Annotated in this window: 22 protein-coding genes; 10 read left to right on the forward strand and 12 right to left on the reverse strand. The window is 70.1% G+C overall.

Annotation, left to right across the window (positions count from 1 at the left end; genetic code table 11):
- The 5 genes from VGK78_RS13495 to VGK78_RS13515 all read left to right on the forward strand — a co-directional run.
- Positions 1-216: M24 family metallopeptidase (locus VGK78_RS13495; protein WP_331528173.1), on the forward strand; the 216-nt coding region annotated here is incomplete at its 5' end.
- 10 nt (positions 217-226) lie between these two features.
- Entirely contained in the window at positions 227-1684 is a 1458-nt protein-coding gene (locus VGK78_RS13500; RefSeq protein ID WP_331528175.1) for an NAD-dependent succinate-semialdehyde dehydrogenase, read from the forward strand.
- A gap of 75 nt (positions 1685-1759) precedes the next feature.
- A complete protein-coding gene (locus tag VGK78_RS13505) occupies positions 1760-2764 on the forward strand; it encodes an aldo/keto reductase (protein ID WP_331528176.1) in 1005 nt (334 codons plus the stop codon).
- 280 nt (positions 2765-3044) lie between these two features.
- Positions 3045-3719 carry a GAF and ANTAR domain-containing protein gene (locus VGK78_RS13510; protein WP_331528177.1) on the forward strand — a complete coding sequence of 225 codons (675 nt, stop codon included), beginning with the start codon at positions 3045-3047 and terminating at the stop codon, positions 3717-3719.
- Positions 3719-4234, forward strand: coding sequence for a hypothetical protein (locus VGK78_RS13515; RefSeq protein ID WP_331528178.1), 516 nt, complete (start codon positions 3719-3721; stop codon positions 4232-4234). Before VGK78_RS13510 ends, VGK78_RS13515 begins: the two co-directional genes overlap by 1 nt.
- A gap of 68 nt (positions 4235-4302) precedes the next feature.
- Here VGK78_RS13515 and VGK78_RS13520 read toward each other — a convergent pair whose 3' ends face one another.
- The 3 genes from VGK78_RS13520 to VGK78_RS13530 all read right to left on the reverse strand — a co-directional run bounded on the left by VGK78_RS13520 (position 4303) and on the right by VGK78_RS13530 (position 7195).
- Positions 4303-5394 carry an ABC transporter substrate-binding protein gene (locus VGK78_RS13520; RefSeq protein WP_331528179.1) on the reverse strand — a complete coding sequence of 364 codons (1092 nt, stop codon included), beginning with the start codon at positions 5392-5394 and terminating at the stop codon, positions 4303-4305.
- A 62-nt stretch (positions 5395-5456) separates the two neighbouring features.
- A complete protein-coding gene (locus tag VGK78_RS13525; RefSeq protein ID WP_331528180.1) occupies positions 5457-6338 on the reverse strand; it encodes an ABC transporter permease in 882 nt (293 codons plus the stop codon).
- Positions 6335-7195, reverse strand: coding sequence for an ABC transporter ATP-binding protein (locus tag VGK78_RS13530; RefSeq protein ID WP_331528181.1), 861 nt, complete (start codon positions 7193-7195; stop codon positions 6335-6337). The genes VGK78_RS13525 and VGK78_RS13530 overlap by 4 nt, the downstream gene beginning before the upstream one ends.
- A 166-nt stretch (positions 7196-7361) precedes the next feature.
- Here VGK78_RS13530 and VGK78_RS13535 point away from each other — a divergent pair, with 166 nt between their 5' ends.
- Together VGK78_RS13535 and VGK78_RS13540 are read left to right on the forward strand one after the other, a co-directional pair.
- A complete protein-coding gene (locus VGK78_RS13535; protein WP_331528182.1) occupies positions 7362-8957 on the forward strand; it encodes a sensor histidine kinase in 1596 nt (531 codons plus the stop codon).
- A complete protein-coding gene (locus VGK78_RS13540; protein ID WP_331528183.1) occupies positions 8954-9634 on the forward strand; it encodes a response regulator in 681 nt (226 codons plus the stop codon). The genes VGK78_RS13535 and VGK78_RS13540 overlap by 4 nt, the downstream gene beginning before the upstream one ends.
- 26 nt (positions 9635-9660) lie before the next feature.
- Here VGK78_RS13540 and VGK78_RS13545 read toward each other — a convergent pair whose 3' ends face one another.
- The 7 genes from VGK78_RS13545 to VGK78_RS13575 are packed head-to-tail and all read right to left on the reverse strand — an operon-like array spanning position 9661 to position 15409.
- The gene (locus VGK78_RS13545) at positions 9661-10050 is read right to left on the reverse strand and encodes a hypothetical protein (RefSeq protein ID WP_331528184.1); all 390 of its coding nucleotides are present in this window, start codon (positions 10048-10050) and stop codon (positions 9661-9663) included.
- Positions 10051-10106: 56 nt separating this feature from the next.
- Complete coding sequence (locus tag VGK78_RS13550) at positions 10107-11039, reverse strand: alpha/beta hydrolase family protein (RefSeq protein ID WP_331528185.1); 933 nt, start codon at positions 11037-11039, stop codon at positions 10107-10109.
- Between the two features lie 13 nt (positions 11040-11052).
- A complete protein-coding gene (locus tag VGK78_RS13555) occupies positions 11053-11679 on the reverse strand; it encodes a carboxymuconolactone decarboxylase family protein (protein ID WP_331528186.1) in 627 nt (208 codons plus the stop codon).
- Positions 11680-11731: 52 nt separating this feature from the next.
- A complete protein-coding gene (locus tag VGK78_RS13560; RefSeq protein ID WP_331528187.1) occupies positions 11732-13771 on the reverse strand; it encodes a molybdopterin cofactor-binding domain-containing protein in 2040 nt (679 codons plus the stop codon).
- Entirely contained in the window at positions 13768-14223 is a 456-nt protein-coding gene (locus tag VGK78_RS13565; RefSeq protein ID WP_331528188.1) for a (2Fe-2S)-binding protein, read from the reverse strand. Before VGK78_RS13565 ends, VGK78_RS13560 begins: the two co-directional genes overlap by 4 nt.
- Complete coding sequence (locus tag VGK78_RS13570; RefSeq protein ID WP_331528189.1) at positions 14220-14894, reverse strand: GntR family transcriptional regulator; 675 nt, start codon at positions 14892-14894, stop codon at positions 14220-14222. Before VGK78_RS13570 ends, VGK78_RS13565 begins: the two co-directional genes overlap by 4 nt.
- Complete coding sequence (locus tag VGK78_RS13575; protein ID WP_331528190.1) at positions 14891-15409, reverse strand: VOC family protein; 519 nt, start codon at positions 15407-15409, stop codon at positions 14891-14893. The genes VGK78_RS13570 and VGK78_RS13575 overlap by 4 nt, the downstream gene beginning before the upstream one ends.
- 126 nt (positions 15410-15535) lie before the next feature.
- Between VGK78_RS13575 and VGK78_RS13580 the strand changes: the two genes are divergently transcribed.
- Both VGK78_RS13580 and VGK78_RS13585 read left to right on the forward strand, forming a co-directional pair.
- Positions 15536-17710 carry an alpha-ketoacid dehydrogenase subunit alpha/beta gene (locus VGK78_RS13580; RefSeq protein ID WP_331528191.1) on the forward strand — a complete coding sequence of 725 codons (2175 nt, stop codon included), beginning with the start codon at positions 15536-15538 and terminating at the stop codon, positions 17708-17710.
- Complete coding sequence (locus tag VGK78_RS13585) at positions 17710-19008, forward strand: dihydrolipoamide acetyltransferase family protein (RefSeq protein ID WP_331528193.1); 1299 nt, start codon at positions 17710-17712, stop codon at positions 19006-19008. Before VGK78_RS13580 ends, VGK78_RS13585 begins: the two co-directional genes overlap by 1 nt.
- A 188-nt stretch (positions 19009-19196) precedes the next feature.
- Here VGK78_RS13585 and VGK78_RS13590 read toward each other — a convergent pair whose 3' ends face one another.
- Entirely contained in the window at positions 19197-19841 is a 645-nt protein-coding gene (locus VGK78_RS13590; RefSeq protein ID WP_331528194.1) for a response regulator transcription factor, read from the reverse strand.
- Entirely contained in the window at positions 19838-21220 is a 1383-nt protein-coding gene (locus VGK78_RS13595; RefSeq protein ID WP_331528195.1) for a sensor histidine kinase, read from the reverse strand. Before VGK78_RS13595 ends, VGK78_RS13590 begins: the two co-directional genes overlap by 4 nt.
- A gap of 261 nt (positions 21221-21481) precedes the next feature.
- Between VGK78_RS13595 and VGK78_RS13600 the strand changes: the two genes are divergently transcribed.
- On the forward strand, positions 21482-23059 hold the full coding sequence (locus tag VGK78_RS13600; RefSeq protein ID WP_331528196.1) for a PxKF domain-containing protein: 1578 nt from the start codon (positions 21482-21484) through the stop codon (positions 23057-23059).
- Positions 23060-23176 lie beyond the last annotated feature (117 nt).

Below are 23176 nucleotides of genomic sequence, written 5' to 3' on the forward strand. Positions count from 1 at the left end.
GGGCTGCACGAGCGGCCGATCATCTCGCGGCTGAACTCGATGAAGGAGCCGATCGAGCTCCAGGTCGGGATGGTGTTCGCGCTCGAGACCTACTGCCCGGCGTCCGACGGCTACTCCGCCGCGCGGATCGAGGAGGAGATCGTGCTCACCGAGGACGGTCCCCAGGTGCTGACCCTCTTCCCGGCGCAGGACCTGTTCGTCGCCAACCCGTACTGAGAGGAACACCGTGGCCGACTTCAGCCTCGACAAGATCGCCGACCTCCCGACCGACCTGCTGATCGGCGGCCACGCCGTTGCCGCGTCCGACGGCGGACGCTTCGACGTCGTCGACCCGGCGACGGGTGAGGTGATCACGACCGTCGCGGACGGCACGGTCGAGGACGGGATCCGCGCGGTCGACGCCGCGGCCGCCGCCGCCCCGTGGGCCGCCACCGCTCCGCGCGAGCGCGCGGAGGTGCTGCGCCGCGCGTTCGAGCTGATGACGGCGCGCGCCGACGAGCTCGCCCACCTGATCGCGCTGGAGAACGGGAAGGCGCTGCCCGACGCGCGCGGCGAGACGGCGTACGCCGCGGAGTTCTTCCGGTGGTACGCCGAGGAGGCCGTCCGCGCCTCCGGTGAGCTGGCCACCGCGCCCTCCGGCGCGAACCGGATCATGGTGGTCCGCCAGCCGGTCGGGATCGCCGTGCTCGTGACGCCGTGGAACTTCCCGGCCGCGATGGCCACCCGCAAGATCGGCCCGGCGCTTGCCGCCGGCTGCACCGTCGTACTGAAGCCCGCCTCTGACACGCCGCTGACGGCGCTGCTGATGGCCAAGATCCTCGACGACGCCGGCGTCCCTGCAGGCGTCGTGAACGTCGTACCCGCGCGCCGTTCGGGCGCCGTCGTCTCCGCCATGCTGCACGACCCGCGGGTGCGCAAGCTCTCCTTCACCGGCTCGACCGAGGTCGGCCGGATCCTGCTGAAGGAGGCGGCCGACCAGGTCGTGAACTGCTCGATGGAGCTCGGTGGCAACGCGCCGTTCGTGGTCTTCGAGGACGCCGACCTCGACGCCGCCCTCGAGGGCGCGATGACCGCCAAGATGCGCAACGGCGGCGAGGCGTGTACGGCCGCCAACCGCTTCTTCGTCCACGCCGACGTGGCCGACGAGTTCTCCCGCCGCCTGGCCGAGCGGATGTCCGCCATGCGCGTAGGCCCCGGCATCGCCGACGACACCCAGGTCGGCCCGCTGGTCAACGAGGACGCGGTCACCAAGGTGACCGAGCTGGTCCAGGGCACCATCGACGCCGGCGGTCGCATCGTCGTCGGCGGCACCCGCCCCGACCGACCCGGCTACTACTACGACCCGACCGTCCTCACCGACGTGCCGCCGTCGGCGCCGATCCTGCGCGAGGAGATCTTCGGCCCGGTCGCCCCGATCGTCACGTTCACCGACGAGGCCGAGGCGATCCGCCTCGCCAACGACACGGAGTACGGCCTGGTCTCCTACGTCTACACGCGCGACCTCGCCCGCGGGCTGCGGGTGAGCGAGGCGATGGAGTCCGGCATGGTCGGCCTGAACCGCGGACTGGTCTCCGACCCCGCCGCACCCTTCGGCGGCACCAAGCAGTCCGGCCTCGGCCGCGAGGGCGGTCACGAGGGGATGCTCGACTACCTGGAGTCGAAGTACATCGCCCTCACTTGGTGACGCTCGCGGGTCGAGCGGCTCGACCTTGGTCGGCGAACTAGTGTTCCGGCGGGGGTTGAGCAGGAGGAGCGACACATGCGGGCTCGCTGGCTCGGCTGGACCGGTCTGGAGGTCAGTCCGCTGGGTATGGGCTGCTGGGCCATCGGCGGCCCGACCGAGTTCCGCGGCAGCCAGTTCGGCTGGGGACAGGTGGACGAGAGCGAAGCGATCCGCGCCATCCAGGCCGGCCTCGACGGCGGGATCACCTTCATCGACACCGCCGACATCTACGGCACGGGACACAGCGAGCGGATCGTGGGCCGGGCCCTGGCCGGCCGGCGCGACGGTGTCGTGGTCGCGACCAAGTTCGGGCTGACCTTCGACGAGTACTCCGGCACCATGACCGGCCGCGACGCCAGCCCGGCGTACATCAGACAGGCCTGCGAGGCGAGCCTGCGCCGCCTGGGCACGGACTACATCGACCTCTACCAGTTCCACGTGGGCGGCTACGACCCGGCCGCCGTCGACCCCGTCCTCGACGTCCTGGACGAGCTCGTGGCGGCGGGCAAGATCCGCTACTACGCCTGGGGAACCGGGCTCGAGGGCGCTCTGCGCTTCGTCGAGCGCGGACACTGCCCGTCCGTGCAGTTCGGCCTGAACCTACTGACCATGGTCTTCCCCGAGGCCGACCGGATGCTGGCGTTCTGCGACGCCCACGACCTCGCGGCGATCATCAACGGCCCGTTGGGCAAGGGGCTGCTCACAGGCAAGTTCGACCAGGCGACCCGCTTCGCCGAAGGCGATCTGCGCCGGCAGCGGGGCTGGGACGTCCAGGACGGGCCGCTTGCCGTCGGGCGCCGGGTGGTCGAGCAGCTGCGCGACATCCTCACCAGCGACGGGCGGACCCTCGCGCAGGCAGCCTTGGGCGCCTTGTGGGCGCGCAGCCCGCGCTGCCTCCCCATCCCCGGCTTCAAGACCGTGGCCCAGGTGCACGAGAACGTCGGCGCGCTGGAGTACGGGCCATTGAGCCCCCAGCAGATGCGGGCCGTCGCCGACCTCGTCACCGCGTCGTTCACCGAGGAAGAAGCGCAGAGCCTGTGACGAGCGTGCGTGATCGCGCCGCCTTTCCCGGCAGCCCTTGTCGGCCTTTTCCGACGAAGGCCGACCGCACCGGAGTAGACGCGCGTTTCCGGGGTACCGCGGGCCCAGCCGCTGTCGGCGCGGCGCGCGAGCCCGGCAGGGTCAGGCTCGCCAGCTCGAGCCCTGAGGCTGGCGAGCCGCACGGGGTCGACATCTGGACCCCCGAGGACCAGACTCGCGAGGTGGCTGACTCCTGCCCGCAGACGCATCCCGCCTCGTCGACGCGCGAGGGCAGTCGGCGTTGACACCGGGTAATGCGGACGACTTCGCCGAGATCGCCGCCTCACTCCACGACACCGACACCTTCGAGGAAACACTCGACAAGGTCCTCGAGTTCGCGCTCAAGGCTGTCGGCGGAGACTACGCCGGCGTCCTGTTCGTCCGGAGAGGACGCGTCGAGACCATTGCCGCCACCAGCCCGGTCGTCTCCCGCCTGGACCAGCTCCAGATGCACCTGGACGACGGTCCCGACGTTGCCCTGACCCACGACCGGCGAAGCGTTCTGGTCCGGGACACCAGCTCGGAGTCGAGATGGCCACGGTGGGCGCAAGCCGCCGCGCAGGCCGGGGTTCGCAGCATGATCGGCGCGCGGCTGTACGTCAGCGGCGACGTGATGGGAAGCCTGAATGTCTACGCCGAAAGACCCGGCAACTTCAACGAGGACGACCAAGCAGTGGCGCAGGTCCTGGCTCGCCATGCGGCCATCGCCCTGAGCAACGTCGAGGAACAGTCGGGCCTCCTCCGCGCCCTCGACAGTCGCAAGCTGATCGGCATCGCCGAGGGAATCCTGATGGAACGGTTCGGCTTGAACGACGACCAGGCGTTCGGCGTGCTGCGGCGCTACTCCCAGACCCGCAACATCAAGCTGCGGGATGTCGCGCAGATCGTCGTCGACACCCGGAGGCTCCCCGACTGATGCGCTACGTCGAGCTCTTCCGGCACACCGACAACGAGGGCGACTCCCTCACCGACGAAGGGATCGCTGCCGCGGAGGAGATCGGACGCCAAGGCCTGACTCCGCCGTACGCCTTCTTCGGGACCACCGGCGCGCGGCGCGCCACGCAGACGGTCGAGATCCTGCGACGTGCGGCGGGTCAGGAGGAGGTTCCGGTCACCGAGGTGCCCGGCCTCCGCTCGTCCGTCGAGGACCGGTGGCGCGCCGCCGCCAAGGGTGCAGGCAAGGGCGCCACGGTCGAGGAGATGCGAGAGATCGATCCGGACCTCGTCGAGAAGGAGTCAGCGCTGTTGGGCGCCGCGCTCCGTGGAGTCTTCGACGTACTGCCCGAAGGCGGCCGTGCTCTCATCGTCGGCCACAGTCCGACCAACGAGGCCGCGGTGCTCGGACTCGCCACCACCGTGGTCGGCCCGCTCGGCAAGGGTGAAGCCGTGGTGGTCGTCGAGGACGAGGGTCGCTTCGAAGTCCTGCGCTGACGCGTGGAGAGCACGGTCCCTCCGCCGAGGCGGAGGGACCGTGTGATCTCTTGCTCAGTCCGTGCGCGTCACTCGGTGAGGCCACCGGAGGCGGGGGTGGTGGTGATCTTGTACCCCTCCGTCTTGTTGGCGTTCTCGGCGAAGGTGTTGGTGAAGGTCTTGTCGAGGGTCACCTTCGAGGTGTCCACGCCGATCACCTTCTCCATCGCGTACACCGTCTGCGGGCCGCCGGACGGCATGATGCCGTCGGGGAGGAACTGGTCCTTGTCGCTGGTCAGTCCGGCGATGTACTGCGCCTTGGAGATCGTGCTGTTCGACACGAACTGGGGCGGCATCTTCGCCGCGATCTGCGCCGCGCTGTGCGTCGCGATCCAGTGCATCGTGGCGACCAGGGCATCGACGACCTTCTGCGCGAGCTCCTTGTGGGAGTTGACCCAGTCGGCGGTCGCCAGGACGCCGGCGGCCGGCCAGGCACTGCCCAGGGCGGCGGTCGCACCCTGCGTGCTGGCCAGGTTGATGGCGGTGTAGGCCAGCTTGCGCGCCTCGAGCGCGCCGACGGTCGGCTGCGTGGTCATCACGCACTGCGCAGATCCCCGCTGGATGGCGGCGATGGCGGTGGCCCCGTCGCCGACGGCCAACGTGTGGTAGTCGCTGTGGCTGACGCCGGCCTGGTGGGCGAGGAACTGGGTCAGCTCGTCGGTGCCGGACCCGAGGTCCGTCACGCCCATCGTCTTGGACTTGAAGTCGGCGGGGCTGTGGACGCCGCTGTTGGTGCCGCACATCACCCTCTCGCCGGGGGCACCGGAGAGCTGGACGAGGTTGATCACGTCCTTGCCCTTCGACTGGAAGTCAATCGTGTGGATGTACCACGCACCGGCCAGGTCGACCTGACCGGAGGCCATCGCGTCCTCCGCGCCCACACCGCCGTTGCTCTCGGTCGAAAGCTGCATGTTGATGCCGAACTTCTTGTAGTAGCCCAGGTCCTGGGCCAGCTGGTACGGCAGGTAGATCTGCTTGTCGATGCCGCCGACCATCATGGTGACGGTCGGGAGCGACGAGTCGCCGGTGCCGGCCGCTTCCGTGCTGCTGTGCGAACCGCAGGCCGCGACGCCGAGGACCAGGGCCCCGACCGCTGCCGTGCCGATGACGCGCTTGAACATGACGTACTTCCTTTCAGTGGTGATGGGGTCGATCCAGAGGTGCGGCCGAGATGGCCGCGGGGTCAGAGGTTCGCGGCCAGGTCGGTCTGCGAAGGAGGTCGCCAGGACAGGACGCGTTTCTCGAACAGCGTCAGCAGGTATTCCGCGACGAGGGTGACGACCGACATGATCGCCATGCAGGCGAAGACGGTGTCCATGTCGAACGTGCCCTGGGCCTGGGTGATGATCAGGCCGACGCCGTGCTGGGAGCCGAGGACCTCCGCCACGAGTGCGCCGATGATCGCGAAGCCGAACGCCGTGTGCAGGCTGGCGATGATCCAGGTCAGGGCCGACGGGATCGTGACGTGCCGTGCCACCTGGAGCGGCGAGGCGCCGAGGACGCGCACGTTCGACACCAGGTTGCGGTCCACCTCGCGCACTCCTTGGAACGCGTTGAAGAACACGATGAAGAAGACCAGGACGGCGGCCAGCAGCACCTTCGGGAACGTGCCGAGCCCGAAGGCCACGACGAAGATCGAGCCGAGGATGATCCGCGGCACCGAGTTGAGCGCCTTGATGTAGGGGCCGCACACGTCGGCCAGCAGCGGCGAGGTCCCGAGCAGCAGGCCGAGGAGCACACCGGCGACGGTGCCGAGCGCGAAGCCGTACACCGCCTCCTTGATCGTGATGCCGACGTTCAGCCAGATCGAGCCGAACGCCGTCCCGTGCCGGTAGAGGTTCACCAGCGCGTGCCAGATGCCCGAGGGCTGGCCGAAGAAGAACTTGTCGACCACGCCGGTCTCGGTGGTCCACTGCCACGAGCCGATCACGACCACCGGCAGCAGGATCCGCCCTACCCAGACCAGCGTCCTGCGCCGCCGGCGGGCGCGCCGGGCGCTGCGCTGGATGGTCGCCTCGCTCTCCTCGGACGCGGGGCGCGTGAGGGCGGCCGCCGTCGTACTCATGCCGCACCTGCCGTCTGCGCGTACGCCCGCTCGACCTCGTCCTTGAGGGAGGACCAGATCCGCTCCTGCAGCTCGAGGAAGCGCTGCTCGTGACGGATCTTCTGCACCTCGCCCCGGGGGCGCGGCAGGTCGATGTCGAACACCTCCTTGACCGAGCCTGGGCTGCTGGTCATCACGACGACCCGGTCGGCGAGGGCCACGGCCTCGTCGAGGTCGTGGGTGATGAACAGCACCGAGGGCTGTTGCTGCTCCCACAGGCCGAGCAGCTCGGTCTGCATGATCGCCTTCGTCTGTACGTCGAGGGCGCCGAACGGCTCGTCCATCAGGAGGATCCGCGGTTCGTTGATGAGGGCCGCGGCCATCGCGACACGCTTGCGCATGCCACCCGACAGCTGGTGGGGGTAGCGGTCCTCGAACCCGGCAAGTCCGACCCGCCGCAGCCAGTCCCGGGCGAGAGCCAAGGCGTCCTTCTTGGCGGTGCCGTGGAGGACCGGGCCCATCATCACGTTGGCCAGGACGGTCTTCCACGGGAAGAGCGCATCGCTCTGGAACATCACGCTGACGCCCGCGGTGATGCCGTCGACCGCTTGTCCGCCCACCGTGACGGTGCCCGCGCTCGGACGGTCCAGGCCGGAGACCTGGCTGAGCGTGGTCGACTTGCCGCAGCCCGTGGGACCCACGACGGCGCAGAACTGGCCGGGCTCCACCGCGAACGTGACGTCGCGGATGGCGGTGAACGGCCGTCCGGCCGGTGTGATGAACCGCTTCGTGAGCCCGGTGATCTCGATGCGCGCAGCGTCGGCTGCTCCGGTCAGGGACTGAACCCCGACTCGTCCTTCTCGGTTGCGTCGGCGCATGATCGCTCCTCTCGTCAACGCTGATGCGGGACCGTAGGTTCGGACCCCGGGTCACGTCGCGGTTGTGGAGCAAACGCGGGTACTGCGCGAAAACCCGTGTTTTGCGCGTTCCGCGCACGGCGCCGCGATTTCGCTTTCAGAAGTCGGCGCTCACACTGGGCAGGTCATGTCCTCGCGCCGCCGGCTCTCCAGCCAGATCTTCATCGCCCAGCTCGGCATCCTCTCGGCGACGACGCTGATCGGCTTCGTCCTCTTCGCACACGCGGAGAGGTCTCACCTCGACTCGCAGTTCGAGACGCGAGCGGCGACCATCGCGTCGGCTGCCGCCAGCGACGACCAGATCCGCGAGTGCGTCGCGAACGACCGACCGGGCTGCGCGAACACGATCCAGCGCATCGCCACCCAGATCGCCCACTCCACCGGCGCGTCGTACGTCGTCGTCATCGACCTCAACCGGGTGCGCCTCTCGCACCCGGACCCGTCCCTCATCGGCGAGAAGGTGGCGGAGCCGATCGTCACCCGCGACGGGCAGATCCACACCGGGATCGACAACGGTGCCACCGGGCGCTCGGCGAACGGCAAGGCTCCGTTGTACGGCCCCGACGGAGACATGGTCGGAGAGGTCTCCGCCGGCATCCGGGAGAGCTCCGTCTCGCAGGAGCTGTGGCACGAGCTGCCGTCGTACGCCGTGTGGTTCCTGCTCGCGCTGGCGGTCGGCGCCGTGGCCTCCTGGGAGCTGGCACGGCGGCTCAAGCGCCGGACGTTCGGGCTCGAGCTCGACGAGATCGCCGGGCTCCTGCAGGAGCGCGAGGCGACCCTGCACGGCATCCGCGAGGGCGTGGTCGCCTTCGACCGCTCGGGGCGGGTCAGCATGATGAACGACGAGGCCCACCGCCTGCTGGACATCGGCACAGCGGCACCCGGCTCGAAGCTCGAGGACCTGCTGCCTCCCGGCCGGCTGCGGGACGCGCTGCTGGAGGACCGCAGCACCGGCGACGACCTGGTGCTCACCGACGACTACTGCCTGGTGGTCAACCGGATGCCGGTGAGCATCGGCGGGCAACCGCAGGGTGCCGTGGTCACGCTCCGCGACCGCACCGAGATCAACGCGATCCTGCGCGAGCTCGACGGCGAGCGCGACCTGAGCGGAGCGCTCCGAGCCCAGCAGCACGAGTTCGCCAACCGGCTCCACGCGGTGGCCGGCATGCTCGAGCTCGGCCACGTCGACGAGGCGCTCGACTACGTGTTGGAGGTGCGCGGCACGACCGCGCAGTTCGACGAGACGCTGCGCCACCACATCGCGGCTCCCCAGATCGTCGGACTTCTGCTCGGCAAGGCGGCGGAGGCGGGTGAGCGCGGCATCGAGCTCGTCATCGACCCGGCGACCCGGGTCGGTGTCGCGCCCGGGCGGGTGGTCGCGATGACCACGATCATCGGCAACCTCGTGGACAACGCGTTCGACTCGCTGGTCGACGTACCTCCGCCGCGTCGTGTCGAGCTGTCGGTGGTCGAGGACGACGACGGCGTGACCATCGTCGTCGCGGACAACGGGCCCGGTGTGCCGGTGACTGCGCGCCATCGGATCTTCGAGGACGGCTACACGACCAAGACCGGAGACGGGCCGCGGGGGATCGGGCTGTCGCTGGTGCACCGGCTCGTCACCCGAGCCGGCGGGACGATCGCACTCGCCGACGGGCCCGGGGCGACCTTCACCGTCACCCTCCCGCGGTCGCGTCACGTCGGTCCGGAGGCCGTCGCGTGAACGCGATCCCCGTGCTCGTCGTCGACGACGACTTCCGGGTCGCCGACGTCCACCGGGCGATGGTGGAGCGGGTGAGCGGATTCGAGGTCGTCGGCACCGCCCACACGGCCACCGAGGCACGGACGATGTCCGAGCGGCTGCGACCCGAGCTGGTCCTGATGGACATCTACCTCCCCGACGGGTCCGGGCTCGACGTCGTACGCGACATGCGGGCACAGCCCGACCCCCCGAGCGTCATCGTCATCTCGGCGGCCCGCGACGCCGACTCGATCCGGCAGGCGGTGCAGCTCGGTGCCGTCCACTTCCTGATCAAGCCGTTCGGCTTCCACGCGCTCGCCGAGCGGCTGACCTCGTACCAACAGATGCGCAGCCACCTCACCGGCATCGGAGCCGAGGCCCACCAGGTCGACGTCGATCGGCTGTTCGGGAGCCTCCGGGTCGTGCCCGGCCCCGGGCTGCCACCCAAGGGCCATTCGGCCCCCACCCTCGAGCGGGTCCTCGAGGCCGTCCGGACCAGTGAGGGCGACGTCTCCGGCAGCGAGGTCGCCGAGGCCATCGGGATCAGCCGAGCCACCGCCCAGCGCTACCTCAACTACCTCGAGCAGCAGGGGCTCGTACGGCTCCAGCTCAAGTACGGGACCACCGGGCGACCCGAGCACCGCTACCTGGCGGTGTGAGACACCGACGCGACGGGCACATGGGCTCAGGCGGACGGCAAGTCTGAAGCGAGCACGTGGTCGAGTCGGTCGATGGTGCCCGCGCTCCAGGACCTGATCGACTGTGGGTCGTCCGTGATCGCGTGGATGAAGCCGCCGAGCTTGGGATGGGCGGTCCGGATCCGTTCCTCACGCCGGACGCGACGGCGTTCGAACTCGCGCCGTGCCGACGCGCCCGGGACTCCGGGGTCGATGGCTTCGGGGTGAGGCAGGCGGTTGGCGTCGGACGTCGCGCCGTGCGACAGGCAGCTCACCGTCTTGGACGAACGTTCGTACAACGCATCGGTCCCGGCCGGCAGGTCCGCACCGCAGGACCGGCAGGTGCCGGCGTACCGCAGCCGCATGCGCTTCTCGTCCGCCGCGCCCTTCTCGTCCACGCCACGGACCGTATGCGGAGGTCCGCCCGAGCGCCGGACGTTTCAGGAGATCCGGCTCATCCCCGATGCCGGTCGAGGAAGTCGACGATGACCGACAGCGCCTCGCGCTGGACGTCGTCGACCTGCGGTACGCCGTCGGGGCCGGTCTCGGGGTAGATGTAGCCGTGGATGTCGTGTGTCCACGAGCGCCACTCCGCGTCCGAGCGCTTCTCGGCGAGGAGCTCGTAGGAGAGCCGGAAGATGCCTTGCAGCTCGTCCTGCTCGCGGCCGAGCACGAGCACCGGGATGTCGACGGCGTCGAGGCGGCGCGAGACCTCGGCGGGGTCGGTGATCCGGGCGCGGGCGCGCTCGGTGCTGCGGAGCTCGAGGCTCTCGATGTTGCGGAGGCCGTCGGTGATCTCGACGGTCGGTGCGTCGTCGAGGCCGAGGGTGAGGTACTCGTGGTTCGCCGGCTCGGCCGCGACCCCGGCGCGCAACAGCCCGGGGTAGTGGGAGAGCAGCTTGAAGAGCATCTCGCCGGCGTGGCTGACACCGACGTGGAACAGGTTGTCCGCGTCGATGCCCGGGTGCCCGGCGGCGTGACGGAGGATCGCGACCTCGTCCTCGTACTCCAGCGGGGCACGGTTGAGCAGGCCCATCCCCTGCCGCACGTCGGCGTGCAACGCGCCGCCGTTCTGGTAGCCGAGCTCGACCTCGGTGCGGTAGCGGCTCCACCCGCAGGCGTAGCCGGCATCGAGGAGGACGTCCGTGACGTGCCGGAACCGGTGAACCCGGTCGCGCAGCCACTCCATCCCACCGCCGCCGTTGCCGTAGGCGATCAGGACGAACGGGTGCGGGCCGGGTCCGTCCGGCAGCCTGAGGGCGTACGGCGTGTAGAGGCCGTCGAGGGTCTCGGCGAGGAAGTAGTGGGCCGGCCGGTCCGAGCCGGGCAGCTCCTCGACGAGCACCTCGTCGGCCACGGACCGCCAGCCGATGTCGTGCTCACTCACCGGCTGGGCCCTCTCAGCGCTTCGCCCAGTAGTCGTCCTTGGCCTTCGTCTCCGCCAGCTCCTCGGCGTTCCGGAAGCCCGGCGCCATCGACGCGTCGGTCCCCGCCATGTACTGGTGGTGGTCGATGCCGAGCAGCCGGATCCAGCTCTGTTGACCGAAGGTGAGGGCGATGAAGTTCCCGAGCTCGACCAGCTCCGGCTCGGAGAAGTGGGCACGCAGCCGCGACCAGAGCCCGTCGAGGTCCTCCTCGCCCCAGGCGATCGCCTGGGCGTAGGCCAGCGCGGCCTTCTGCCGGTCGTCGTACTGGTCGGAGCTCTCGAAGTTCAGCAGCTCGTCGTACTGCATCTCCTGCAGCCCGGCGTTGGTCGCCTTGATCGAGCGCTGGTTGCCGCAGAACTCGCACTTCACCGTGCGCGAGATGTAGACGCGGCACAGGTCCTTGATCGCGTGGTCGCAGACCCCGTTGTGGAAGATCGCCTTCCACGAGTCGGCGAACGCCCAGAACGCCGCCGGCACGTGCGCGCGCACCGCCGAGCTCTCCGGACGTGGCGTCCCCTCGCGGGCGCAGCGGTGCATCTCCTCCTGCATCCGCTCGTCCATCTCCTCCAGCGGTACGTAGCTGATGGCTTGCTTGGGCATGTCACTCCTTCCGGTGGTCGAGGAGGTCGCTCTGCGACCGTCTCGAAACCACCTATGTTGTTTCCTCGATGGCCCTGACGATGGCTTCCGAGTTCAGGGGCAGGTCGCGCACCCGTACGCCGAGCGCGGCGTGGACGGCGTTCGCGATCGCCGCGGCGGTGGGGCCTTGCGCGCACTCCCCGGCGCCGAGTGGCAGCTGGTCACTGTCGATGAGATGTACGTCGACCCGCGGAGCTGCCGGGAACCGCAGGATCGGGTAGCTCTCCCAGTCGTTGCTGCTGATCCGCCGGTGGTCGAAGCGGATCCGCTCGATCGTGGTCCAGCTGGTCGCCTGCACGGCGCCGCCCGAGAGCTGGTTGCGGGCGCCGTCGGGGTTGACCACCAGACCGAGGTCGGCCGCGACGACCAGCCGCCGTACCCGCAGCTCGGTGCCGGCCTCGACCTCCGCGACGATCGCGCAGTAGGCGCCCAGGTTCTTGTAGCGGGCGAACCCGATGCCCCGGCCGACCGATTCCGCGAGCGCGGTGCCCCACCCGGACTCGGCCGCCGCCCGTTCGACGACGGCACGCGCACGGGGGTCGGTCAGGTGGGCCAGCCGGAAGTCGACCGGGTCGGCACCTGCGTCGGCGGCCAGCTCGTCGACGAAGGACTCGGTCGCGAACACGTTGAAGAACGCCCCGAGCGACCGCATCGCGGACGTGCGGATCGGCGCCTCGGTGACGCAGTGGCCGGTGATGCGACGCGGGCCGACGTCGTAGAGCGGGTCGGCGTTGCGGAGACTGCCGAACGCGGGCCCCAATGGGTCGAAGGCGGGGGGCAGCGGAGTGCCACCGGCGACGTGGGCGGTCGCGAGCAGGCCCGGGTGGCCGCCGGCGTACCCGGGACGCGAGGCGTGGCCCTGGCTCCACACCTCGTAGGCCCAGCCGTCGATCCGACCGTCGACCAGACGTGCCGAGATGGTGGACGTCATGGCGGGCGAGAGCGGCCCCCAGGTGATCTCGTCGGCGCGGCTCCAGCGCAGCAGCACCGGTCGCGGCGCGACAGCGCGGGCCAGCAGCGTCGCGTCGAACGCCGCGTCGTCGGCGCCGTTGTGCCCGTAGCAGCCGGCGTTCTCGGCGTGCTCGACGCTCACCGCCTCCGGGCCGAGGTCGAGAGCAGCGGCGATGGCGGCCCGCAGGCGGTGGATACCCTGGCTGTGGCTCCAGACGTGGACGGACTCCGCGTTCTCGGTCCACTGCGCCATCGCGCAGCTGGGGGCGATCGAGGCGTGGGCGAGATAGGGCTTGGAGTACGACGCAGTGCGGGTCGACTCGGGCACGTCGTCGGCCCCGACCTCGATCAGGTCGCTCGCGGCCGATCGCAGCCAGTCGGTCAGCGCGTCGTCGTGGGGCAGGGTGTCGTGCTCGTCCCAGACCGCTGCCGACGAGAGAGTGGCCAGGGCCCGGTCGACGTCGTCCTCACGATCGCCGACGACACCGAGGAACGAGCCGTCCCGGACCAGCGTGACCCCCGGCGCCGCCCAGCCGTCCGGGACCCAGCGCAACGTCGCGGCGACAGACGGCGGCCGCAGCACCCGTCCGTACATCAGGCCTGGCCGTCGGAGGTCCGCGACGAACCGCGGCCGGCCGAGCACCTTGTCGGGCAGGTCCAGGCGGGGGAGGTCCGTGCCGACGACGAGGGTCGGCCCGGCGCTGCCGACGACGCCCAGTCCCGTCAGGTTGGTCTCGGGGTCGAGCTCGGCGATGCGGTCGACGTACGTCGTGACCTCGACGACGTCCGTGGCCTCGGCGAGCTGTCGGACGGCGGCTCCGACGTACCGCAGCGCAGGCGCCGACTCCTGCACCGACATGCTGCCGGCGGTGAGCCCCTGGTCGGGTCCGGAGTCGGTGCGGGCCGTCCGGATGCGCACCAGCTCGGGCGACAGCCCCAGCGCGTCGGCCGCGAGCTGCTGGAGGGCGGTGAGGATGCCCTGTCCGAGCTCGACCTTCCCGACGTGCACCTCCACGAGCCCTTCGGCGACGGTGACCCAGGTGCCGAGGCTCGGGTTGGCCTCGACATGCGCGGGGATCGTCTGCTGGCGCATGGTCGTCATGTCGTCACCGCTCTGGCGGCGAGCACGGCCTCGACGATGCGCTGGTGGGTGCCGCACCGGCAGAGGTTCCGCTCGAGGGCCTCGGCCACCTGTTCGGCGTCTGCGTTCGGATGCTCCTCGAGCAGTGCCGTCGCGCGCACGACGATCCCGGAGATGCAGAAGCCGCACTGGGCGGCCTGGTGCCGGATCAGGCTCTGCTGCACGGGATTCGGCCCATCGGCTGCCAGTCCCTCCACGGTCGTCACGATCGAGTCGGCGGCCTGCCAGAGCGGCGTGTCGCACGACGGGACGGCCTTCCCGTCGAGCAGGACGGTGCAGGCACCGCACAGCCCTTGGCCGCAGCCGAAGCGCGAGCCGACCAGTCCGAGCGCGTCGCGGAGCACGGTCAGGAGCGGGGTGTCGTCGGGTCGGTCGACGTCGACCTGCTCGCCGTTGACCGTCAGCGAGGTCACGGCTGCTCCCCGAAGACGGCGGGGTGGTGGCCGAGCTCGATCCGGGTACGCCGGATGTGGCCCTCCAGGAACCGCTCCGCGTCGGCCGCGTCACGACGTACGACGGCGTCGAGCAGGAGCCGGTGCTCGGCGTTGACGACCCACATCCGGGCCTGGCCGCCCATCGCGACGAAGGCGCGGCGGTAGTGCTGGGTGGAGTTCCAGAGCCGGGTGACCATGGCGTTGAGCGGGTCGATGTGGCAGCCGGAGTAGGTCCCGAGGTGGAACTCCCGGTCGAGGTCGAGGAACCGGTCGAGGCTGGCGTTGGCCTCGATCTCGCGCTGCACCTCCTCGAGCCGCGCGTGGTCGTCGTCGCTCAGCAGGGGCAGGCTCTCGGTGAGCGCCAGCGGCTCGAGCCGCTCCCGCATCCGGTAGATCACGTCGACCTCGTGCATCGACAAGCGCGGCACGCGTGCGCCCTTGTTGGTGCGGTGCTCGGTGAGCCCCTCGGCCTCGAGCATCCGCAGCGCCTCGCGCACCGGCAGCCGGCTCGATCCCAGCCGCTCGGCGATCTCTTCCTGCCGGATCCGGTCGCCCGGCTTGAGGACGTCGTGCAGGATCTGGTCACGCAGGTACGCCGCGACGCGGGCCGACGCGGCGCCGACGCCGTCGGTCGGGATGGTCGCCGTCATACGTCGGCCTCCTCGGGCTGCTCCCGCTGCCGGCGGTCCCACGCCTTGCCGTTCGGGTAGGAGACCAGCTCGAACTGCATGCCCCAGGGGCTGAGGAAGTAGATCCAGCGGTTGCCCTCGGCGGGTCCCCGGCTCGCCGTCGGTCCGTCGAGGACGCGTTCGCCGCGCTCGCACAGGTGGCGGATCGCGGCGTCGAGGTCGTCGACGTACAACGCGACGTGATGACCGCCGATGTCGCTGTTGCGCGGCATGGCGTCGGCCTGGTCGGGGGAGGAGTAGGAGAAGACCTCGAACACCGCCTGCTCGCCGAGCCTGAACCAGCGGTTCTCGACCATCTCCGCGCGCGGATGGACGTTGAGGTGGGTCGTCATCCAGTCGCCGTCGTCGTGGCGGAACGGGCCGAGGGAGTAGAGGTACTCGCAGCCGAGCACCTCGACCAGCCAGCGGTGCGCTTCGTCGAGGTCGGGCACCGTGAAGCCGACGTGGTCCAGCCGGCGCAGGCCCGGCATCGGCATACGACGTACCTCCCATTTGGATCCCAAGAGCCAGCGAACCACGCTCGTGTCGGCATTGTCCAGGGGTCGATCTCTGGATTTTGGATCCAATCCTGTGTCATCGTGCAGGGAAACGAAGGAGATCCCATGCCCGAGCACCGCCCGCTCCAGCCTGCCTCGCCGTGGGTGAAGATCGTCGCGACGGACGCCGACTGGGACGCTGCCGACCCCGACCTGCTGCGCACGATCTACGCCCAGCTGGTCTGGATCCGGTCCTTCGAGCAGTACGTCCTCGACCTCGCCGGCGCGGGCCTGATCCACGGGCCGGCCCACAGCAGCATCGGCCAGGAGGGCGGTGCCGTCGGCTCGGTGCTGGCGCTGACCAGCGACGACTCGGTGAACGGCTCGCACCGGGGGCACCACCAGTTCCTGGCCAAGGCCCTGCACCACGTCGAGCCCAAGGGCCTGGACCCGCTCGCGGCGCCGAGTGACGACGTACGCCAGGTGCTGCTGCGCACGCTGGCCGAGATCGCCGGGCTCGACCGCGGGTGGTCGCACGGTCGCGGCGGGTCGATGCACCTGCAGTGGAAGGAGGCCGGCGCGATGGGCACCAACGCCATTGTCGGGGGCGGCGTGCCGCAGGCGGCCGGCTTCGCGTGGGCCCACGAGCGGGCCGGCACCGACGCGGTCTCGGTGACCTACTTCGGCGACGGCGCGACCAACATCGGCTCGACCCTGGAGACGATGAACCTCGCCTCGGCCTGGCACCTCCCGATCTGCTTCTTCATCGAGAACAACCGGTACGCCGTGTCGACCACCGTCGAGGAGGCGACCGGGGAGCCGCGGCTCTCCTCGCGCGGCCCGGGCTTCGGGATCGCCTCCTGGAAGGTGGACGGCATGGACCCGCTCGCCGTCCACCTCGCGATGACGGAAGCGGTCGTCCGGATGCGGCGCGGCGAGGGGCCGACCCTGGTGGAGGCCGACACCTATCGCTTCTTCCACCAGAACGGAGGCTTCGCCGGCAGCGCGTTCGGTTATCGCACCAAGGAGGAGGAGCAGGAGTGGCGCGCGCGCGACCCACTCACCCAGACGGCTGCCCAGCTCGTACGCCGCGGGCTGCTCACCGAGGACGAGACGCGGGAGGCCGGGGCGTCGGCCAAGGCCTTCATGGAGGAGATCGGGTCGGAGCTGCTGGAGCCCGACCCCGACGGCAAGCCGGGCGCTCGGCGGATTCGGCCCTCGGAGTGGCCGGACCCCGCCTGGGTCGACGTCGGGGTGCGTGGTGACCTGTCGGAGCTCTCCGACGTTGCGGTGGTCGATGAGTCCTCGATCGCGGTGACCGAGACGAAGTTCATCGATGCGGTCGCGACCGTGATGGGCCGCCGGATGGAGACCGACCCGGGCATCGTGGTGATGGGCGAGGACGTGCACCGGCTCAACGGTGGGACGAACGGCGCCACGCGTGGGCTGACGGATCGCTTCCCGGGTCGGATCCTCGGCACGCCGATCAGCGAGAACGCCTTCGCCGGTCTGGCCGGAGGCATCGCGCTCGACGGCCGGTTCACGCCGGTCGTGGAGTTCATGTACGCCGACTTCATGTGGGTCGCCGCGGACCAGCTGTTCAACCAGATCGCGAAGGCGCGGCACATGTACGGCGGCACGGGCGGCATGCCGCTGGTGCTGCGCAGCAAGGTGGCGATGGGGACCGGGTACGGGTCGCAGCACTCGATGGACCCGGCCGGGATCTTCGCGACCTCCGCGGGCTGGCGGATCGCCGCGCCCAGCGCGCCGTACGACTATGTGGGGCTGATGAACACCGCGCTCCGGCTCCAGGATCCGGTCGTCGTGCTGGAGCACGTCGACCTCTACACGTCGACCGGCCCGGGGCCGGTCGACGACTGGGACTACTGCCTGCCGGTCGGGAAGGCGGCGGTCCGGCGACCGGGGACGGACGTCACGGTGCTCAGCTACCTCGGCATGACGCCGTACGTGCTCGGCGCGGTGGAGGAGTACGGCGAGGTCGACGCCGAGGTGATCGACCTGCGCTGGCTGGACCGGGCGAGCATCGACTGGGGCACGATCGAGCAGAGCCTGACGAAGACCAACCAGGTGATGATCGCCGAGCAGGGCGCGCTCGGCACGTCGTACGGCGGGTGGCTGGCCGACGAGATCCACCGGCGGTTCTTCGACCTGCTCGACGCGCCGGTCTGGCGGGTGACCGGGGGCGAGGCGTCGCCCTCGATCAGCCGGGTGCTCGAGCGTGCGGCGATCGCGCAGCAGGACGAGGTCGTGGCCGCGCTGGCCGAGATCGCGAGGTACTGATGGCGCGGGTGATGCGGATGCCGGGCGTCGCGGCCGACGCGACCGAGGCGGTGCTGTCGGAGTGGCTGGTGGAGGAGTCCGGCGAGTTCGGCGCGGCCGATGCGATCGCGACGGTCGAGACCGAGAAGGCGGCCGTCGACGTCGAGGCCGACACCGCCGGCCGGGTGCTGAAGACGCTGGTGCCGCCGGGCGCGCAGGTGGCGGTCGGCGACCCGATCGCGGTCCTCGGCGACCCCGGGGAACAGGTCGACGACCTCGACGCGCTGTTGGCGTCGCTCGGGGTCGCGCCGGCGACGGACGTCGTGGTGCCCGAGCGTCGCGACGTACCGAGCGATCCGGAGTCGGCCGCTCCGGTGGCGGAGCCGTTCGGTGGTCGAGCGAAGTCGAGACCACCTCACGACCGAACCTTCGCCAGTCCGCTCGCGCGGAAGCTGGCGAAGGCTGCCGGGCTCGGCATCGAGGAGATCTCCGGGACCGGGCCGCGCGGGCGGATCCTCCGGCGCGACGTCGAGGCCGCGCTCGCCTCGCGATCGGCCCCTCCGCCGGTCGAGGAAGGCGTCGCTTCGGTGGTTGAGGAGCGAGCTCTGCGAGCGTCTCGAAACCACCGCGACCTGCAGGCGTCGTACGACGAGATCCCGCACTCCCGCATCCGGCTGGCGACCGCCCGGCGGCTGACCGAGAGCCAGCAGACCGTGCCCCACTTCTACCTCCGGGCAACGGTGCGGGCCGAGGCGCTGCTTGCCCTGCGCACGGAGATCAACGAGGACGCCGCGACCCGGATCTCGGTCAACGACCTCGTCGTGAAGGCCGTCGCGGCCGCCCATCACCGGGTGCCGGAGATGAACGTGACCTGGACGCCGGACGCCGTGCGCCGGTACCGGACCGCCGACATCGCGATCGCCGTTGCCACCGACCGCGGGCTGCTGACGCCGGTGGTCCGCGACGTCGGATCCCTGACCGTCACCGCGCTCGCGGCCAACGTCCGCGACCTCGTCGAGCGATCCCGCGGCGGCAGGCTCAAGCAGGACGAGCTGGAGGGCGGGTCGATCTCGGTGAGCAACCTGGGGATGTACGGCGTGGAGGAGTTCGCCGCGATCATCAACCCGCCACACGCGGCGATCCTGGCGGTCGGTGCGCTCCGGGAGGAGCCGGTCGTCGCGGCCGGCGCGGTCGTGCCCGCGACCGTGATGTCCCTGACCCTCTCCGTCGACCACCGCCCCGTCGACGGCGTCATCGCCGCCCGCTGGCTCGCCGTACTCGTCGACCTCCTCGAACACCCTGCCCGCGCCCTCGCCTGAGCGCTGACCCGGCTCTTGCCGACGCCCCAGAACGTTGACCCGGCTCTTGCCGACGCCCCAGAACGCTGACCCGGCACAAGTGTGCAGCTGTAGGGCCCCATCCCGGCTGGCCCAGGTGTGGATCCGGGCCGGGTCGGCGTCGTACGGCGTGGCGAAGAGCCGGGTCAGCGTGGAACCTGTTGGCGGGATCACTCGTCGCGCAGGAGCCGGAAGGCGCTGTCCCGGTCCTTGACGCGGAGCTTGCGCAGCACGGTCGACACATGCACGCGGACGGTGGTGGGGGAAAGGAACAGCTGCTGGGCGACTTCCTGGGTCGACCTGCCGTCGGCCAGCAGGCCCATCACCTCCCACTCGCGGGGGCTCAGGCGGGCGGCCGCCGACGGCCGACGAAGCGAGAACCGACCCTTGGGCGTTTGGAACTCGGACAGGATGCGAGCCACGAGCCGCGGCGACATGGGCGCCTCACCCGAGAGGACACCTCGCAGCGCTGCCGGGAGCTCTGCGGGATCGGTGTCTTTCAGCAGGTAGCCCGATGCCCCGGCGCGGACCGAGTCGAAGAGGTCGTCGTCCTCCCCCGACTGGGTCAGCATCACGACCACGGTGTCCGGCAGAGACCCGACGATCTCCCGCGCTGCCTGGATTCCGCTCCCGGGCATGTGGATGTCGAGCAGCGCCACGTCCGGCGCGTGCTGTTGCACCAGGGCGACGGCCTGCTCCGCGGTCGCCGCCTCGCCACGGACGACACAACCGCCGGCCTCCAGCGCTTCGCGGACCTTTCCGCGCATGGGGGCGTGATCGTCGGCGATCACCACCGTGATCGGCTCGGCGTTCACCACATCACCACGACAGTGGTCCCCCTGCCGGGACAGGAGTCGATCTCGAGGGACCCGGGCAGGCCGAGCGCGCGCTCGCGCATGCTGGTCATGCCATATCCGGTCCCTCTCGTGGCCGTCCGTACGTCGAACCCCCGACCGTCATCCCGGACAACGAGCCGGCGTCCGGAGGGGTCACGTTCCAAGGTGACCTCGATCCGCTTGGCCGAGCCGTGCCGGATGGCGTTGGAGACCGCCTCGCGGGTGATCCGCGCCAAGGCATGACGTTGCAGCTGTTCGGCATCGACCGCGTCGTCGAGATCGATCACCACGTGACCGCCCTGCCTCTCCGCGACATCGCGGGCGGCGCGATGCAACAGGGAGCTGAGGGGCTCCTCCGGGCCGCGCCCCAACGCCTCGACCGCGGCCCGGGCTTCGTCGAGAGCGCGGTCGCAGGCGTCGACGATGTGTCGGCGCGGTACGTCGACACCGGGCATCGTGCTCGCCTCCGCCCGGATGTAGCCGAGCTCCTGCAGCACACCGTCATGCAGCTCCCGGGCCAACCGGCGCCTGTCCTCGAGTACGGCGACTCGGGCGCTGGCCGACCAGTACTGGCCGACCTCCCGAGCAGCGCCGACGAGGAGCACGAGGTACGCGGCGGTCCGCAGCAGGTCACCGGTGTAGACCCAGCCGCCGTACAAGGAAGGGAAGAGGCAGTAGTTCACCCGAGCGAAGCCGGACAGAGCACAGGCGGGTCCCAACCACCGGAGGAGCTCGTCCCGTCGCTGCACGGCGCGGATGGTGAAGCCGATCGAGGCGACGAAGAAGCAGAGTGCGGTGAATCCTTGCCCCACCAGCAGGAGCGGATGCCCGGTGATCACGGGCCGCAGCGCGGACGCGGGTGGCGTCTCGCTCACCGCGATCGCGAGGCTGTCGCGCACCACCCACAGCACCGTCAGTCCTACCACCAGCAACGCCGAGGGGAGGACCACGAGTCGAAGCCGCCACCCGGCCGCGACCGGTCGGCTACCCATCAGGCTGGCGACACCGATCAGCACCGCCCCGGTGACGCGCAGGCTCAACGCCGACCACACGCCGTACGAACCCGGGAGCGGGCTGTCGAGCCGGCCGACCAGCACGGTGAGGCCGAGCCCGGCCAGGGCGAGCAGGAGGAGACCCTCCGCCAGCAGCAGGTCGCGCAGCGCGTGGGTGCGGACGAACCGACCGTAGAGGAGGTAGGTCAGCAGGAGCGCCACGCACGCGTCGACGGAGTCGAGCACGAGGTGCAGCGAGGGGCTGTGGTAGGCGAACAGCAGGTACGGCGACCACGCGACCAGCGCGGTCGTGATCAGTCCCGCCGACCAGCCGGCCAGGCTCAGCGCACGGGGGCTCGCGACCATCCCCCACCTCCCGAACCGCCCGGACCCCCTCCAGGCACCGAAATTGTAGGTCTGGCCCGCGGGCCCCGGAGGCCGTTTGACAGACCCGGCGCGACGCCCGTGGACAGGGGCCCATCCCTGCGGCCGTTTAGGAAGTTGAACGCGTTCAGCAGGAGTTTGAACGTCGAACCACTCACCAAGTCCGAGTTCGGTGCTTACCGTCCCTGTGGGGGCTGACTCAATGGGGGTTCGCCATGTGCCTGGGGAGGCATGCGGAAAGTCATGAGCAATTTCAAGAAGTGGGCGGGACGGGCGTCGGTCCTGACCGCGGTCACGGCGATGGGGGCGCTTGCGCTGCCAGGTGCCTCGTTCGCCGACAACATCCAAGACTCGATCACTGGCACCGGGTCGGTGTCTTTGGTTGCCGGATCCGGAGTAAGCGGAAGTGCCTCGATTCTGCTGATCGCGAACAATGCCGGGTCCACGCAGGGTGGAGATCCCATCCAGGGCTGCAACGTTACCCTCGGCTCTCCGCTGGTCCTCACCATCAACACCCCGGCAGGCGTGACAGCAAATCCGAGCCAGGTGACGATCAGCGACTGCGGAGCAGATAAGGGGGCGTCGGTTTCCTTCACTGCCAGCGCGACCGCCGTGAGTGCGGACGTGACCGTGACGTACGTCTCCGGTCCGGGCGGCGCCGACGCATACAAGAACCAGGTCGACATCCCGATCACGGTCACGCAGCCAACGCCGCCGGCCAACACCAAGCCGAGCGTGGTGGTCACCGGATTCACGAGCGGTGACACATTCGAGATCGGCTCGGAACCCACCCCGGGATGTTCTGTCACCGATGCGGAGGACACGAACCCGGTGGGGCTCCTGACGGTCGACCGGAGCGCCCTCTCCCACGGGCTCGGCACGGTGACCGTCACCTGTGACTACACGGACACCGGAGGTCTCGTGGCTGACACCGCGACGGCGACGTACACGATCGTGGACACGGGGGATCCGACCATCAGCCACACGCTGAACCCCGCAGACGCGAACGCCAACGGCTGGTACAACGAGGACGTCACCGTGACGTTCAACTGCGATGACATCGGCTCGGGCATCCAGAGCTGCTACACGGGCACCGACCCCGAGTCGGACTCCTTTGTCACGCTCGGTGAGGGAGCGGACCAGTCGGTAACCGGCACGGCCACGGACTGGGCCGGGAACAGCGCCACCGACACGGTTTCCGGGATCAACATCGACGAGACGGACCCGACGGTCTCGTTCGTGGGTGGACCGTCCGACGGGGTCAGCTACTACTTCGGTGACGTTCCCGCTCCGCCGACCTGTGACGCCTCGGACGCCCTTTCCGGAGTTGATGGGACTTGCAGCGTTGACAGCTCCGCCGGCGGCACGTCAGTCGGTGACCACTCCTACAAAGCGACCGTGACCGATAAGGCTGGCAATACTGCGAGTGTCACGGTGAATTACACGGTGCTGGCCTGGACCATCAAGGGCTTCTACCAGCCGGTCGACATGACCATTGACCCGGCGAACCCTGTCTGGAACACCGTCAAGGGCGGCAGTACCGTTCCGTTGAAGTTCGAGATCTTCGCGGGCTCAACGGAAAAGACCGACATCTCGGCGGTGTCCGGATTCTCAGCGAAGCCAGTCACCTGCCCCAACGGGACGCCGACCACCGACGCGATCGAGTTCACGCTCACCGGCGGCACCAGCCTGCGGTACGACTCGACGGCGGGTCAGTTCGTGCAGAACTGGGCGACGCCGAAGAAGCCGGGTGCCTGCTACGTCACGACTATGACCGCGCGGGACGGGTCGACCATCAGCGCCAACTTCATGCTGAAGTAGCACTGCCTCCTCACGGCAGTGCTGGGCGACGGAAGGCCCCGGGCTCAACCCGGGGCCTTCCGCATGCCTCTGCCGGGTCAGTACGGCGTGCCTCTTCTGCCGGGTCGGCGTTCTCCC

The organism is Nocardioides sp. (assembly GCF_036503465.1).
In the GTDB taxonomy this organism is placed as follows: domain Bacteria; phylum Actinomycetota; class Actinomycetes; order Propionibacteriales; family Nocardioidaceae; genus Nocardioides.